Origin of the sequence: Sphaerothrix gracilis Ecp01 (assembly GCF_030405905.1) — a bacterium.
In the GTDB taxonomy this organism is placed as follows: domain Bacteria; phylum Cyanobacteriota; class Cyanobacteriia; order Phormidesmidales; family Phormidesmidaceae; genus Sphaerothrix; species Sphaerothrix gracilis.
In genome coordinates, this window is sequence record NZ_JASATW010000003.1 from 162,451 (window position 1) to 177,949 (window position 15,499).

Annotated in this window: 12 protein-coding genes; 5 read left to right on the forward strand and 7 right to left on the reverse strand. The window is 55.6% G+C overall.

Features of this window, described 5'->3' with window-relative positions; all coding sequences use genetic code 11:
• Positions 1–73: 73 nt before the first annotated feature.
• The 4 genes from QJQ48_RS04245 to QJQ48_RS04260 form a co-directional block, all read right to left on the reverse strand.
• Positions 74–1,795, reverse strand: coding sequence for a peptide ABC transporter substrate-binding protein (locus tag QJQ48_RS04245; RefSeq protein WP_428843020.1), 1,722 nt, complete (start codon positions 1,793–1,795; stop codon positions 74–76).
• 172 nt (positions 1,796–1,967) lie between these two features.
• Positions 1,968–3,749: a hypothetical protein gene (locus QJQ48_RS04250; protein WP_346289956.1), complete on the reverse strand. Its 1,782-nt coding sequence runs from the start codon at positions 3,747–3,749 to the stop codon at positions 1,968–1,970.
• Entirely contained in the window at positions 3,749–4,369 is a 621-nt protein-coding gene (locus tag QJQ48_RS04255) for a TenA family protein (RefSeq protein ID WP_346289957.1), read from the reverse strand. The genes QJQ48_RS04250 and QJQ48_RS04255 overlap by 1 nt, the downstream gene beginning before the upstream one ends.
• Positions 4,370–4,372: 3 nt before the next feature.
• Positions 4,373–5,308 carry a class I SAM-dependent methyltransferase gene (locus tag QJQ48_RS04260; protein WP_346289958.1) on the reverse strand — a complete coding sequence of 312 codons (936 nt, stop codon included), beginning with the start codon at positions 5,306–5,308 and terminating at the stop codon, positions 4,373–4,375.
• Between the two features lie 123 nt (positions 5,309–5,431).
• Here QJQ48_RS04260 and QJQ48_RS04265 point away from each other — a divergent pair, with 123 nt between their 5' ends.
• On the forward strand, positions 5,432–6,070 hold the full coding sequence (locus QJQ48_RS04265; protein WP_346289959.1) for a DUF1176 domain-containing protein: 639 nt from the start codon (positions 5,432–5,434) through the stop codon (positions 6,068–6,070).
• A gap of 89 nt (positions 6,071–6,159) precedes the next feature.
• On the opposite strand, the gene QJQ48_RS04270 is transcribed toward QJQ48_RS04265, so the two are convergent.
• The 3 genes from QJQ48_RS04270 to rlmD all read right to left on the reverse strand — a co-directional run bounded on the left by QJQ48_RS04270 (position 6,160) and on the right by rlmD (position 10,386).
• Positions 6,160–7,773, reverse strand: coding sequence for a glycoside hydrolase family 57 protein (locus tag QJQ48_RS04270; RefSeq protein WP_346289960.1), 1,614 nt, complete (start codon positions 7,771–7,773; stop codon positions 6,160–6,162).
• 159 nt (positions 7,774–7,932) lie between these two features.
• Entirely contained in the window at positions 7,933–8,964 is a 1,032-nt protein-coding gene (gene lpxD / locus QJQ48_RS04275; protein ID WP_346289961.1) for a UDP-3-O-(3-hydroxymyristoyl)glucosamine N-acyltransferase, read from the reverse strand.
• A gap of 54 nt (positions 8,965–9,018) precedes the next feature.
• Positions 9,019–10,386 carry a 23S rRNA (uracil(1939)-C(5))-methyltransferase RlmD gene (gene rlmD / locus QJQ48_RS04280; RefSeq protein WP_346289962.1) on the reverse strand — a complete coding sequence of 456 codons (1,368 nt, stop codon included), beginning with the start codon at positions 10,384–10,386 and terminating at the stop codon, positions 9,019–9,021.
• A 257-nt stretch (positions 10,387–10,643) separates the two neighbouring features.
• Here rlmD and QJQ48_RS04285 point away from each other — a divergent pair, with 257 nt between their 5' ends.
• The 4 genes from QJQ48_RS04285 to QJQ48_RS04300 all read left to right on the forward strand — a co-directional run bounded on the left by QJQ48_RS04285 (position 10,644) and on the right by QJQ48_RS04300 (position 15,498).
• On the forward strand, positions 10,644–11,720 hold the full coding sequence (locus QJQ48_RS04285) for an amino acid ABC transporter substrate-binding protein (RefSeq protein WP_346289963.1): 1,077 nt from the start codon (positions 10,644–10,646) through the stop codon (positions 11,718–11,720).
• Between the two features lie 337 nt (positions 11,721–12,057).
• Complete coding sequence (locus tag QJQ48_RS04290) at positions 12,058–13,227, forward strand: amino acid ABC transporter permease (protein ID WP_346289964.1); 1,170 nt, start codon at positions 12,058–12,060, stop codon at positions 13,225–13,227.
• 3 nt (positions 13,228–13,230) lie between these two features.
• Positions 13,231–14,511 carry an amino acid ABC transporter permease gene (locus tag QJQ48_RS04295; RefSeq protein WP_346289965.1) on the forward strand — a complete coding sequence of 427 codons (1,281 nt, stop codon included), beginning with the start codon at positions 13,231–13,233 and terminating at the stop codon, positions 14,509–14,511.
• A gap of 207 nt (positions 14,512–14,718) precedes the next feature.
• The gene (locus QJQ48_RS04300; RefSeq protein WP_346289966.1) at positions 14,719–15,498 is read left to right on the forward strand and encodes an amino acid ABC transporter ATP-binding protein; all 780 of its coding nucleotides are present in this window, start codon (positions 14,719–14,721) and stop codon (positions 15,496–15,498) included.
• The last annotated feature ends 1 nt before the right edge of the window (position 15,499 follow it).

Below are 15,499 nucleotides of genomic sequence, written 5' to 3' on the forward strand. Positions count from 1 at the left end.
CCTGTATCGACCCTGCAGATTTGGGCGGTTTGCGAACCGCCCTGACGGTAGCTAACGAGGTCGCTGCGCAGCCTTAAGGGCGTCGCCAGTCGGCGATATTCCAGGTATGTAAATCCCAGGGAGTGATCTCTACCCCCTCTAGCTGGCCGCCCACCGCATCGGCATCGGCCCGATGCACAATGGGCAGCACGACCGCTTCATTCACTAGCAGATCGTTCATTTGCATGAACAGCTCGCGGCGGGTTTCTGGGTCTAGCTCTGCAGTAGACTGCTGCCACAGGTCGTCGTAGGCCGGATTGCAGTAGCGGGGATAGTTTTGCTTTGACCAGTTGTTCTCTTTTTGGGCAATCTCGCCGCAGGTGTAGGTCTTCATGTAGGCACCGGGGTCAGGGTTGGTGTTGCCGGTGGTGAACATTTGCATGTCAGCGTAGAAATGCTCAATAGTCTCCGTGCTGGCCGGATCGCCGGAAAAGAAAATGGTGGGATCAACGCTTTTCAGCTCTACTTCTACGCCAATAGACTCTAGAGACTGCTTGATAATTTCCTGCGTCTTCTGTCGTACCGGATTCACTGAAGTCTGAAACAGCACTGACATTTCCACGCCGTCTTTGTCGCGGATGCCGTCGCCGTTGGTGTCCTGCCAGCCCGCCCTGTCCAATAGCTCAGCCGCCGCTTCTAAGTCATACACGTAGTCGGTACTGTCAGAATTAAACTGCTCTGGCGCGACGAGGAAATTAGCTGTGGGTCGGCCCGTTGGCCCGTAAAGCTGTTCGGCAATGGTTTCGCGATCGATCGCCAAATTAAACGCCTGCCGCACCTGCGGATCGGTAAAAAACGGGTGAGGAAACTCAACGCTGGATCGCTCCCCATCGGCGGTAGCCTGGTTCGGATCGGTGAAGTTCAGCTCAATCCGCTCGGCCAAAGCGCCATACCCGGCCACCACTTCTCCCGCGCCGGCGGCTTCAAGCTGTTTGAGAATCGGGGCTTCCACCTGAATGTTGTAGGCAAAATCAGCATCCCCGGTTTGCAGCACCGCCCGCGCCGCTGAGGTGGCATCGCCGCCGCCTTTTAGCTCTACCTGCTCAAACGCAAGCTGGTCGGCTTCCCGGTAGTTGGGGTTGGGTTCATAGATCACCATGTCCCCCGGCCTGAACTCGGTCACCTGATAGGGGCCAGTGCCGACGGGCATTAGATTGGCCGGGGCTTCCCGGGCCTGAGTGCCTAAATAATCTTGATATAAATGCTGGGGCAGGATCATGCCCTCAGTCCCGGTGAAAACCAGAAACCAGGCCGGATTCGTTTCTGTGAAGTTGATCTGCACCGTATAGTCATCTAGTGCCTCGACGCTCTCAATCACCTCATAGGTACCGGCTGTGGTGCTACCGGTTTCCGGATCGGTAATGAATTCGTAGGTGAAAACTACGTCTTCAGCGGTAAAAGGCTCGCCGTCTGACCAGGTGACGTCTTCTTTCAGCTTCCAGGTAACCGATCTCCCGTCTGCGGCGACGCCGCCATTTTCCAATGTGGGAGCTTCTGCCGCTAGGAAGGGGACTAAGTTCCCTTCGGGGTCAAAGCTGGCGAGCGGTTCTAACGTGATGCGGCTGGCCTCAGCATCCTTGAAGCCGCTGGAAAGGTGGGGATTCAAGATGGTGGGGGCTTGCCAGTAGAGCAGTCTGAGAGTGCTATCTGCCGCCGTCTGAGAGAAGACAGCTGATTCAGAAGCAGGGCGATCGCCGCCGCCACAGCCCGCTAACAGCAACAGACTCAATCCTAAAAACGCACGCAGTCGCATCATCGCTAAAATTAAAACGATTAGGGCCAGATAGCCCGGTTGTAGATGGCTATTAGCTTAGCAGCTAACCTCAGGTTCTAGCTGCTCTGGCGATCGCTCTAGCGTGGATTAAACCCAAGAGGTCAATGCCAGAAGATATCGTTCCTTTTTTAATCGGCGTCGGCTTGCTCGTTGCCTACCTGATCTTTTCTGCTGCCACTGAAATGGGTACCCGCTGGCCGAGGCGCAAGTGAGCTGAGCCCAAATTTTGCCTGATGCACTCAGCCGCCACTACAGCCCAGTCCTGAGTTTGAAAAACAGTGCAGCGATCGCGGTGCTGAGCCAGCGCGGGTATTTTCCCAGACTGTAAAACCTGTTGGGGCGTCGTCACCTCGGCATACTGTCGCAGCCAGCGGCTCCGCTGCACCCAATCTAGGGTGAAAGTGTCTGGCTCTAATAGCCAAAAGTCAATGTTGTATTGCTCAATGAAGCGATTTAGCTCAGTGCTGTCCGTCGTGTACTGAGCCTGAATTAAGTCAACCGTACGCTGACGAATCTGGGCGTAATAGCCCAGGTGATAGGGCAGCGCGTAGCCCTCGCCCCCTACCAGGATGGAGCGCTGGGTAAAGCTAGGCAAATTATTTACCTCTGGCGAGAGGGAGACAATCAGGCTGTCTTGGGGCTGGGCCTGTAAAAACTGATAGAGCTGGGGATATTCCCCTTGGATGTAGTTGCCCACTGGCGCAATCGGAATTAGAAAAGCAAAATAGGCTACCAGCGGCGCGATCGCCCAAAAGCTGAGTCCAGCCGCCAACAGTTGCCAGGTGCGTTGCCGCAGCGGTTGCGATCGCTGCAGCAGCTCTGCCACCGTTATGCCTGCCGCGATCGCCGCCACCAGCCGCAGGCTGTGTTCGCTATAGCGGCTGGGCAGGTGTAGCTTAAACAGTAGCCCGTGGGCGATCGCAAACAGTCCCCCTGAGGCTATCAGCACCTGGCCTAAGATGGCTGCTGCAGAGTTTGAGCGCGATCGCCGCTGCCAGAGAACCAGCGGCAATAGAAGCGCCAGCCAAATTTGCGGCAGCAATAGCTTGGCATCGCACCAGTCTACGGGCAGCAGGCCGCTGCGCTTGCCGCAGAGCCAGTACTCCATGAAGTTGGGATTAAAAAACTCTGACCAGCCCGCTGCTGAAAGGGCCGGCATGGCTTGAGCCTGAGCTGCTGTTAAGACGGGGCCATAGGCTGATGGACTGAGGGCATAGGGCAACAAAACGAGAATGGCGATCGCCAAGCCGCTGCCATGAAATAGAGCGTCTGCCTGCGAGCTGTTTGGCCTGCTTTGCGGCCAGGGCAGCAGGCGCAGCAGCAGTACCCCTGCCACAATCAAGACTCCTTGAGGATAAAACAGCCCCAGCAAGAGAATTGTCAGCCCATAGGGGACGAGCGATCGCCGCTGCAGGTAGTACAAGAACGCCAGCAGCAGCGGATAGATAAACGCGGCGGGGGTGGCTGAAACCACGTCGTCCCGCAGCAGCAGATTTTGATTGAGGAATAGGGCGGCGACAAAGCCCGCCAGCGGCACGGGAACTAGCTGCAGCGTGAGGCCAAAGCAGTAGCCCGTCACAATTAGATTCAGCGCTACGGGCAGCAGCCGATTGAACAGCAGCGGTGCCAGCCCTATCTGAGCCGCCAGCCAATAAAGGGCCTGATAGCCCCAGGGGGCGACCGACTGGAAATAATCTGCTAATAAGTCATCGGCAAACAAGGCCGGATCGACAAACCGCTGCAGCCAAAACACGTGCTGCCGGGCATCATCTTGCACAACATACTCAGCCGCAAACGCCTGCTGCAGCGCCGGTAGGCTATAGAGAACCGCGATCGCTAAGCTGAAGCTGAGCCAAATCCATCGCTGACGCTGACAGCCTTTTGAGCGCAGAAAACTCTTTAACCTGAAGCCCCTTGCTTGCTTAACAGGTGTCACTAGCCCTCAAAGGCCATTTGCCAAAACGCCTGCTCTAGCTGCGCTACCTGGGAAAACGCGGCTTCTGCCTGCTGCTGCACGCCGGGTGGGGCTTCTGCTAGTCCCTCATCGGCCTGCTGTTCCAGCAGCTTGACGTACTGCGTAAATTCTGGATTTCCCCAGCGATCGGCAAACTCAGCGTAGGGTGCCGGCATGGGGGTATGTCGCTGCCAGCCCTGATTGTAGGCCAGCTCGATGGCCCAGAAAGCCGTTGCCTGAACGGCGTAGGGATAATCTGCCATGCTTGCCATAAACTGACAGTACTCGGTGCAGGTTGCTTGTCTGGCGGTATTGAGAATGAGCGATCGCTCTGATGCCTTGGCCTCAAACCAGCTCAGCTCAGCCTGCAGTGCTCCCAGGCCGCTTAAAAGCACCGCAAAGTGGGGGTAGGGGGCTGCCGCCAGCAGCCGCGCCGCCATCCGCGTAAACTCGGTCACAAACAAAAAGTCCTGCACTAGCCAGGTATTAAACTGACGGGCCTGGATTGTGCCACGCTGACACTGCACCAAAAAGGGATGAACCGTTGCTGATTGCCAAGCGTCGTGATGACGTTGGAGGAGTTGCTGACAGGTGAGAGACATAGGTTACTTCTGCGCCACAAGGGTTCGATGTCTGGGATCGCTAGCGACGGTTACGGGTGGGGTAAAACCGGCAGCGGCGATCGCGGCTGCAACATCAAAGGTGTAATAGTCATCGCTCCAGGGTTCAGTGCTTTTCATCAGGGTGAACAGCACTGGCGGCAGGTTTTGAATGACCTCAGACTGGGGGTTGTTATCAACGATGGCAAGGCCGCCGCCGGGTCGCAGCAGGCGATAGGCTTCCTGCAGGATAGCCTGGGTGGCTGAGCGGGGCAGTTCGTGGATGACAAACTGAAGCGTCACTAAGTCAAAAGCGGCATTGGGCAGACCTGTCTGCTCGGCGAGGCCGTGTCGCCACGTAATTTCTCTTTGAGGATCGCGGGCCTGGGCCACAGCGAGCATGTAGGGCGAGAGATCAAGGCCAACCGTGCGGACGGGCTGAATCTGGCTGTAGTAGCGATGTAGCGATCGCGTCGAAATGCCAACCGAGCAGCCAATATCGAGAATATCGCGGACTTGAGTGGGGCCGTGTTCTGCCAGGATGGTGTGAAAGCTGTCTCTCAGCTTGGCCTGAGCGGCTTCATAGGTCAACGCCGTGTCCGGCCATACCCGCATCGCCATTGAGTAGGTGGCAGACTCGGCTTCAAAAGCTGCCTGCCAGCAGAGATTTCCCTGACTGTAGGCGTGAAACGGCACCTGGTAGTAGTCAGGATAGGTGATATCAGGATTGGCGATCGCAGCCAAGTTTTCTTGAATCCCTGACTGCTCTAATGCTTCATAGGTCTGTCGCCAAGGAATGCCCTTTTTTTCAGCCGTTTTGATCAGCACCTGCCGCGCCTGCTGCTTCATCAGGGCATAGATCGGCTTAGTCTGAATCAGCCGATTCACCACTCGCGATAGCCAGTCATCCCCTGCCCAGTCAGGTTTTGCTTTTGCCTGCATCATCGTTTCCTTATGCTGAAGCCTATTGTACGAGGAATCTGTGTTCCGAGCGAAGACAAACGGGCGGCGCTGTGACTCAATAGTTATAACAAGTGGGACATTCTAAGCACACAGGAGAAAAGAATGCGATCGCTGAAGCTAATGTTTTGCGTCGGGTTGCTGTTAGCTGGTTGCGGACAGACCAACACCGTTGTTGAAGAGTCCCCTGATTTAGAGGTGACAGAAACACCGCCGCTAGTGGCTCCTGAGGACGCAGAAGAGGCTGATGATTCCCTGGCTCAACGTGATCTCATTGTTCAGGCTGTTTATGACAGCGCCGATGAGCTGAATCTGTGTGATGGCTACCTAGAAGCAGAGACTTTGGATGATTCTGAAGTCTATGTCCTGTCTGCAGATCAGTACCTGGTACAGTTCCTGTGCAATTTTGCCGCCTACCAGGGAGTTTATGAGTTTCTGATCTACACCGATGATGGCGCAGACGCTGTAGTTACGCCGCTAGAGCTAACCGTTTATGTGCCCGATGAAACCGGTCAGTTCACGCCGATGAGCGATCGCCTGGTCGCCGGGCTGCCCTTTTTTGATACAGAGGAGCAGGTGCTGACCAATTTCACCAAGGGTCGGGGCATTGGAGACTGTGGCTCTTTCGCTCGCTATGAGTGGAACGGTGAGCTTTTGGAGCTGATTGAGTATCGCTATCGGGAGTGCGACAGTGAAGGGGCACCGTTTATCGAGCCAGAAGATTATCCTCAGGTTTATCCCTAATAGAGCAGGTGCAAATTCGATCGCTGAGTGAAAGATCAACCAGCGTAGCGATCGCTTGCAGCTCAGGGTGTCAGCGACAGGCAGCAGTTCTATGAAACGGCTGGCATGGACGAGCTGAGGGAACGATAGACTCGGTAGTTAATATTGGGGAAGACGTTGTCGATCGCCTCAACTTTTTCCACCCAGCCTGCGTCAATCTTACCGACGCGAATATCTTCCCAAAGCTTATTGAAACGCTGCAGGTGCGATCGCGTCCGTCGGACGGCATAGGGCACCATTGTGCCAGTGCGCATGATGAAGGCCCAGTCAGAAGACTGCGCCAGCAGTAGCTCACGGGCTGCCTGATTGAGGGCGCGCCATTCTAGCTCATCGGCGGGCTCGCGGTTAGCCAGTTCAATCATGCGCTCGGCGGCTTTATGCAGATGGGGATAGATCCAGGCGTTGGTTTCGTTCAGCCAGTATTCGTGAAAGCCCTTATAGCCCCAGCTCGACTGGGACGGACGACAGACCTGCTGGGTCGGCTGTGCCCGCAAATAATCTGATAGATGGGTCATTTCGTAAGTTTGCTGGTCGTACCAGGACTTACGGAAGAGAGAGTCAATAAACCAAGGCCCCTCATACCACCAGTGCCCAAACAGCTCGGCGTCATAGGGCGAGAGCACAATAGGCGGGCGCTGCATCAGGCTGTAGAGATATTCGCTCTGGCGCTCCCGGTTAAACATGAAGTTGGCTGCATGTTCCGCCGTCTTTTCTCTGGCCCAGTAGGGGTCGTATAGCTCTTTTTCCGATAGGCCCATGCCTTTGCCGGTAATCTTGTGGTACTTGATGCCGACATTTTTACGCTGGCCGTTGGGCATGATGTAAGGCTTGATGTACTCATACTCAGCGTCCCAGCCCAAATCCCGATAAAACTCCCGGTATTCCGGTGCGCCCGGATAGCCCACTTGGGAAGACCATACCTGCTGCGAAGATTCATGGTCACGGCCAAAGACAGCTACGCCGGTTTCCGTAAAGATGGGGGCGTAGGAACCAAAGCGAGGCCGGGGGCGGGCGTAGAGGATGCCGTGGCCGTCAGTAATGAAATAGCGGATCCCGGCATCAGCCAGCATCCGCTCCACCCCTTCGTAGTAGGCACATTCCGGCAGCCACATGCCAGCGGGCATCTGGCCGAAAGTATCCTGATAGTGTTCGCAGGCCACCTGAATCTGCGCCCAGACCGCTTCCGGATACATTTTCATCAGCGGAAAGTATCCGTGGGTAGCGCCGCAGGTGATGATATCTAGGTTGTTGCTATCCTGATACTGCTTGAAAGCCTGGATCAAATTGCCGTCATACTGCTCCCAAACCTGGCGCACCTGATTAAATTCTTTGGCATAGTATTCTGCCAAATACTTGAGATGGCCGTTGTGTAAGTTGCGCTCAATTTCCATCTCAGCCAGCTCTTCTAGCTGAGCTAAATGGTGGTCATAGCGCTCCTGCAGCAGGTTATCTTGCAGCATGGACACCAAGGGCGGTGTCAGGCTCATCGTCAGCTTAAAATCAATACCGTCGCGCTTGAGGCCCTCAAACATCTGCAACAGCGGCACATAGGTCTCTGTAATTGCCTCAAATAGCCACTCTTCCTCCAGCACATAGTCGCTCTCCGGATGTCGTACGAACGGCAAATGGGCGTGGAGGACTAAGGCTAAATATCCAATACTCATAGGTAATTACTAGAAGACAACAGATGTCTAAGACGGCGCTAGCGGCATTGCCAAAATTGTAAAGCAAAAGTAAAGGCTAAGATTGCAAATTTAAGTGAGGAGCCTATGGCTGGTAATGGACAGCCTGGGAGGTCGGTCGAGACACGGCAGGCGATGCCCCTACCGTTTGCGCTGCAAATCTTTGAGGGTCTGGTAGATTTCAGGCAGGCGTCTGTAGACCGCAGAGGCGCGGAGATAAATCCGCTGGGGCACAGCCGGACTCCCCGATACGATCGTGCCAGGGGCAATATTGCTATGCACCCCGGCCTGCGCCCCCACAACCGCGCCCTGACCCACGTTGGCCTGATTGGAAACGCCCACCTGTCCGGCCAGAATAGCGCGATCGCCCACCGTTACCCCGCCTGCTAGGCCAACTTGGGCTGCCATAGCGACCGCTGCCCCCACCTGACAGCCGTGGGCAATGTGGACCAAATTGTCTATTTTAGTGCTGCGTCCCACCCGGGTTTCGCCCACGGCAGGCCGATCAACCGTAGAGTTGCAGCCGATTTCAACCCCGTCTTCTAAAACCGTGCGACCGGACTGCTCCATTTTTTCCCAACCCGCCGCCGTGGGCACAAAGCCAAAGCCTTCCGAGCCAATGGCCGCTCCGCTGTGAATCACGCAGTCTGTCCCGATTTGGCTGCGCTCATGAATCACGCAGTTGGCGTGTAAGACGCTGCGATCGCCCACACACGCTTCTGGATAAATCACCACGTTGGGATGGACGCAGACGCCATTGCCCAGCTTCACCCCCGCCTGAATTACCACATTGGCCCCGATTGAAACGTTTTCGCCTAGCTGAGCCGACGGATCAATTACGGCGCTGGGGTGGATACCGGGTGCGGGTTGAAAAGGACGATAGAACAGAGCGATCGCCCTGGCAAAGAACAGTCTCGGCTCAGAGACACTCATCCAGGCAATTTCTCGCTCGTTGGCCTCAGCCTGCAGGGCCGCGTCGATCGGCAAAATTAGGCCGCTAGCCTTAGTCGTCTCTAAGTAGCGAGCAAACTTGCCGCCTTCGACATAGCTCAGCTCCCCGGCGGTCGCTGTATCAATGGCCGCAACGCCCTTGATCTCAGGATTGCGATCGCTAAAGTTGACCAGACTGCTCTGCTCGATCTTGAGTTTTTGGACGATTTCACTAAATTTCATAGCGCTGCAAAAATAGGGAGCCAGCCGTGAGCGAGGCTGCGAATTGATCGCCCTCTACCGTATCAGAAACGCTACACACTCCACATGAGCTGTCTGGGGAAAGAAGTCTGCTGGCTGCACCCGAACCAGGCGATAGCCCCCCTGCTGGCAGAGCGTCTTCAGGTCGCGGGCCAGGGTGGCCGGGTTGCAGCTCATGTAGACAATGCGAGCCGGGGCTAGTTCCTGCAGCGCCTGCAAAACGGCTGCGGTACAGCCCTTGCGCGGCGGATCTAGTACCACCACATCCGGCGATGCTCCCAGGGACTCGCTGACCTGGGGCAGTAATTCTTCTACGGCACCGACCTGAAAATCAGCGTTAGACAGGCCATTGATTGCTGCATTGGTCTGGGCCTGCTGCACTGAGTCTTTGCTGACCTCTAGGCCCAGACAGTGCTTGGCCTGCTCTGCCAGGGGCAAGGTCAAGGTACCAATACCGCAGTAGGCATCCACCACCCGCTCGTGACCCTGGAGATTCAGCTCGGCTAAAATTTCTGCCAGCAGCTTTTCCGCCTGCTCCGTGTTCACCTGAAAGAAATCTGTCGGGCCAATGCGGAGCTGTACGCCAGCAAACTGTTCCTCAACGTAGGGCTGACCGGCCACGCAGTAGGTGGTGCCGCCAAAAATAGCGTTGGTTTGCTTGGTGTTGTGGTTCAGCGTGACCCCAACCAAATTGGGATAGCGCTCTAGCCAGTCTGCGGCCATCACCTCTAGCTGTGGCAGTTGCGGGCGGGTACTCACCAGCGTTAGCAGCACCTGCCTCGTCCGGCGGCCAATCCGCAGCGAGAGATGCCGCAAAGCGCCGCGATAGGTGGTTTCATCGTAGATAGGCCAGCCCTGTTCGGCAATGTCCTGCTTAATCTCCGCTAAAAAGGGATCGAGCCGGTCATCCTGCACCGGGCAGCGGTTGAGATTGATCAGCTTATGGGTACCTTTGCGGTAGTAGCCTGCCTGTACCTGCTGGGTTTCAGACAGCCCCAACGGATAGGTTGCCTTGTTGCGATAGGCCAGCGGCGCTGACGGCAAAATTGGGTCAATGCGGACTGATTCAAAACCGCCAATGCGGCTCAAAGCATCGGCTACCTGCTGCTGCTTTGCGGCTAGCTGCTCAGTATAGGCCACCGTTTGCCACTGACAGCCGCCGCACTTATCCGCCACGATGCAGGCGGGCTTAATTCGCTCTGGAGAGGCCGTTTCTACCTGCAGCAGTTTGCCCCAGCCGTAGGTTGGCTTGATGCGCAGTAGCCGTGTCTGGACGCGATCGCCCGGCACCGTGTCGGGCACGAACACGACCCGATCCTGCCAGCGTCCGACCCCTTCTCCAGTGCTGTTCAGACCCGTAATCTCCAGATCCAGCACCGCTCCTTGCTGCCAGCGATCGCCCATGATTCTCTGCTCTTAGCTAAATTACCGCACTCCCCATTCTATCGATCCTAACCCTCGGTTAGGATTTGCGCCTGCCCCTTTGCTTGCGCTCTGTCTCAAACCCTTAAGCAATAGCGAGGGCTTCCTCTAAAATGTGATCTCTGATGCAAAAATAAACGTTGATCCATTGGAATGTTGAGCTAGCAAGCTCAATCCCTGGATTAAGAGTCTATGAGACGAGTGTGTGATTCTGTTTTAAGAAGTGAGTGAGGTGTGAAATGAAACGCAAATGGGGACTTTCGGCAGCAGCGCTAGCAGTCACGGTCACGCTAAGTGCCTGCGGCGGCGGCGATACGGCCTCGAACGGATCTGCCCCTGGTGATGAAGCGGCGGGTGTCTCGGGTGGCAGCACCCTGCAAACAGTGCTCGATCGCGGTCAGCTTGTCTGCGGCGTCGATGGCGGTATTCCAGGATTTAGCTTTGTCGATGAGAGTGGCACCTATTCCGGGCTAGATGTAGATGTCTGCCGGGCTGTCGCTGCTGCGCTGTTTGACGATCCAGATGCAGTTGAGTATCGCCGCTTAGATTCAACTGAGCGCTTTACGGCCCTCTCCGGCGGCGAAGTGGATATGCTCTCACGCAACACAACCTGGACAATTAGCCGCGATACCTCTGTCGGTCTAGAGTTCGCGCCCACGACTTTCTATGACGGTCAGGGCATGATGGTGCGCACCGACAGCGACATCACTTCCCTAGAAGACTTTGCCGGTAGAGCGGTTTGCGTGGAAACGGGTACCACTACTGAGCTAAACCTGACTGACCAGATGCGTAGTCTCGGCGTTGAGTTTGAGCCGGTCGTTTTCCAGGATGCAGACGCGGCCTATGCGGCTTATTCTGAAGGCCGCTGTGAAGGGATGACTTCTGATAAATCGCAGCTCATTGCTCGGCGCAGTACCTTGCCAGAGCCAGATGCCCACGAGCTGCTCGATGTCACCATGTCTAAAGAACCCCTCGGCCCGGTCACAGTCAACAATGATTCTGGCTGGTTTGACGCGGTGAAGTGGGTCACCTTCGGTCTCATTCAGGCAGAAGAGTTTGGCATTACCTCAGAGAACATCAGCGAGTTTGAGAATAGCGAGGATCCCAATATTGCCCGTTTCCTGGGTCAAGAAGGCACCCTCGGCTCTGACATGGGCTTGCCCAATGACTTCATGGCCCGGGCGATTACCCACGTGGGTAACTACGGTGAAATCTACGAGCGCAACCTAGGGGAAGGTTCTCAGTTTGAGCTGCCTCGGGCTGAGAACTCTCTCTGGACAGAGGGCGGCCTGCTGTACTCGCCGCCGTTCCGCTAAGGGCGATCGCTCGTAAAACTTAGGGTTCAAAGGCACAAAGAGATCCGCAGGTCGGGTCTCTTTTCTCATTTGTAAAGCATGTAACAAATACAACTTTTCCAAACGCCCTTTTTAGACTATGGTTCTATCAACTTGAGGCACCCTCTCGCTGGGAGGCAACGGGTCCTGGATGTGACTGATTGGTTAAGGGCGGGATATCTCATTGCATTAGCCTGCTGCATCCTTCCGTAAAAGGGGCGTTTAGCTGCGTCACTGCATACCCTGTGCCTCAACCTCATGGCTGTCTCTACAGATGGCCCCCACTGAGCATTGATATTGGCTTTCTCAGGATTAGCTCATGACAAGCGGTAGTAATAGTTTCAATCCGGCAGCGCTGCTGCGAGATGAACGCTTCTGGAAAATCGCCTTTCAGGTCATTGTAGTTGCCTTTGTTGTCGGCATTTTGACCTTCTTGATTGGCAATCTCAGCAGCAATTTAGAAGCCCAGGGAACGGTCTTTGGCTTTGAGTTTCTTTCCAATCCGGCGGGCTTCAGCATCGGGGAAAGCGTGGTTGAATATCGACCTCAAGACGCCTACGGTAAAGCGCTGTTCGTTGGTCTGCTAAATACCCTTGTTTTGGTCGTGGCAGGTATTGTTCTAGCCACCCTAGTGGGTACCGCAGCCGGCATTGCCAGCTTTTCTACTAACTGGCTGGTTTACAAAATTAGCCGCGCCTATGTGGGCCTGGTGAGAAACATTCCGCTACTGCTGCAGCTATTCTTTTGGTATTTCGCCATTTACGGCGGACTGCCCCAGCCAGCCGACCAGATAAACTTTCTGGGACTGGCTTTTTTAAACAACCGGGGAGTCTATATTCTCTGGCCAGAGGTGGGGCTACGGCTCTGGCTTGGCCTAGCTACGCTGGTGATTGGGGCGATCGCGGCTTTTGGGGTTTGGCGGCAGCGCACCCACGTCATGGTGGAGCAGGGAGAGCCGGGTAAGACGCAGCTCTATATTCTGTGGGCGATTCTGGTAGCAATGCTAATTATCTTTCTGGGCCTGGGCTGGCGGCTGCCAGAGGCTGTGGAAGGCGGCGGTGTTGTCGGCGGTATGCGCCTGTCGCGGGAGTATGTGGCTTCACTCTCAGCGTTAGTGTTCTATACCGGGGCTTTTATTGCTGAAATTGTCAGAGCAGGCATCCAGTCGGTTTCCAAGGGCCAGTGGGAAGCCGCGCGATCGGTGGGGTTAGTCAACAACCTGGTGATGCGGCTAGTGGTGTTTCCTCAGGCAATGCGGGTAATTATTCCCCCGCTCAATAGCGAATTTATGAACCTGGCGAAAAACTCCAGTCTGGCTTTCGCCGTTGCCTATCCCGAAATCTACGCCGTGGCTAATACCACCTACAACCAAACCGGACGCCCTGTAGAAGTCTTTCTGGTGCTGATGGGCACCTACCTTGTGATCAACTTGATCATCTCGCTGGGCATGAACCAGCTTAACCAAGCCGTTCAGTTTAAGGAGCGCTAAGCCATGACCAGCATTACCCCTAGCGATACCACGGCGCAGCCTCCAGTCGGCACTCAGCCCGGCCCTATCACCTGGATGCGCAAGCACCTTTTTAGCGACTGGTTCAACAGCCTGCTCACGGTGGTCGTAGTGCTGATTTTGGCCTACGCGGCTTATGGACTCCTGACCTGGGCCTTTACGGCGGCGCAGTGGCAGGTCATTCCCAGCAACCTGGGGCTGTTTATGACCGGGCTATATCCCGCTGATCTCTACTGGCGGGTCTGGACACTGCTGGGACTGATTTGCGCTTTGGGGGGCCTTTCCTGGGGCGTTTTGGGACGCAATATTTCTACCCTATTTAGCCGCAACGTCTTGATTGGCATTGGCGTTATCTGCGCTGCCATCGTGCTGTTTCCGCTGACCCGTCCGGCCAGCCCAAAACTGCTGCTGATGGTGGCCTTGGTCGTCGGTATGGCTTGGGTGGGCCGGGCGATCGCCAAAAAGGTGCCCAAGCTGGGCCTCTGGATTTCTGCCATCTGGCTGATTAGCCTGCTGCCGCTTTATCCGCTGATCTTCAATCCCATCCCCTACGTGCCGCTGGTGCCTGGTTCGATTCTGGGCGGCCTAGGCTACTTCTTCTTTGGCGCGGCTCGCCCGGCCTCACCCATCAATGACTGGGGCGGCTTGCTGCTGACGCTGCTGGTCGCGGTTTCAGGTATTCTGCTGTGCTTTCCGCTGGGCCTGCTTTTGGCTTTAGGTAGACGCAGCCAGCTACCTGCCGTCAAGTGGCTATCAACCGCTTACATCGAACTGGTCAGAGGCGTACCGCTAATTTCTATCCTGTTCATGGGACAGGTGATGATTCCCCTATTTCTGCCGGACGGCATGCGACCGGAGCGAATTGCTAGAGCCGTGATTGGTTTAACCCTGTTTAGCGCTGCCTACCTGGCGGAAAACGTACGGGCGGGCTTACAGGCGATTCCGCGCGGTCAGAGCGAGGCGGCAGCTTCAATGGGCCTGAACAAGCCGCTGACGATGCTGTTCATTGTCCTGCCCCAGGCGCTGAAAATCGCCATTCCGGCGATTGTGGGTCAGTTCATCAGCTTGTTTCAAGACACCACGCTGCTGTCGATTGTGGGGCTGGCCGAGTTGCTCGGCATTAGTCGCTCTATTTTGGCAAACCCGACCTATTTAGGTCGCTATGCCGAAGTCTATTTGTTCATTGGGGCCATCTACTGGTTTTTCTGCTACGCCATGTCTCTGGGCAGTCGCAAGATTGAGGAAAAGCTCAATACGGGCCACTAAATATCTCTGCGTGTAACAGTTGACAGATTCCAAGCTCAATCAGGCTTAAGTTAATGCCAGAATAGGGCTACAGCTTTGAGGCTGCGGGCTGACTGTAAGGCTAAAGTGCTAGCGAGTCTGGCTGATAGGGAACAAAGAGGATGCAGCTCTAAAATCCAGCAAAGCTTACTTGGCCGCTGGCGGCTATTTTAGAAAGGAAAATTGATCATGACCCAGTTTCAAACCGAAACCGATGCCCGACCTGCTACCGGGGCTGAGCCTGTCATTGTGGCGAAAGATGTGGAGAAGTGGTACGACAATGGCTTTCACGTACTCAAGGGCGTTAGCTTAACGGTCAATCGAGGTGAAGTGGTGGTGATTATGGGACCTTCGGGTTCCGGTAAGTCTACGTTTATTCGGACGTTTAATGCGCTAGAGCCTTATCAAAAAGGCAGCGTAGAAATTGACGGTATCTTAATTTCCCATGACTTGAAAGACATTGAAAAAGTCCGCAAAGAAGTGGGCATGGTGTTTCAGCAGTTCAACCTGTTTCCTCACCTGACCGTGTTGCAGAACGTGACCCTAGCCCCCATCTGGGTGCGCCGCTGGCCCAAGCGCAAAGCCAATGAAGTGGCGATGCAGCTCTTAGAGCGGGTTGGCATTGCCGAGCAGGCTAAGAAATATCCCGGACAGCTTTCTGGGGGGCAGCAGCAGCGGGTGGCGATCGCTCGTTCTCTCGCCATGCAGCCCAAAGCGATGCTGTTTGACGAACCCACGTCTGCCCTTGACCCGGAAATGGTGCGGGAAGTCCTAGACGTGATGCGAGAGCTAGCAGGTGAAGGCATGACGATGGTTTGCGTCACCCACGAAGTGGGGTTTGCCCGCGAGGTGGCCGACCGGGTCGTACTAATGGCTGACGGCATGCTGGTGGAAGAGGGCACGCCAGAGGCGTTCTTCAAGAATCCTCAAGAGGAGCGCAGCAAGCAGTTCCTGTCCCAAATTTTGTAGG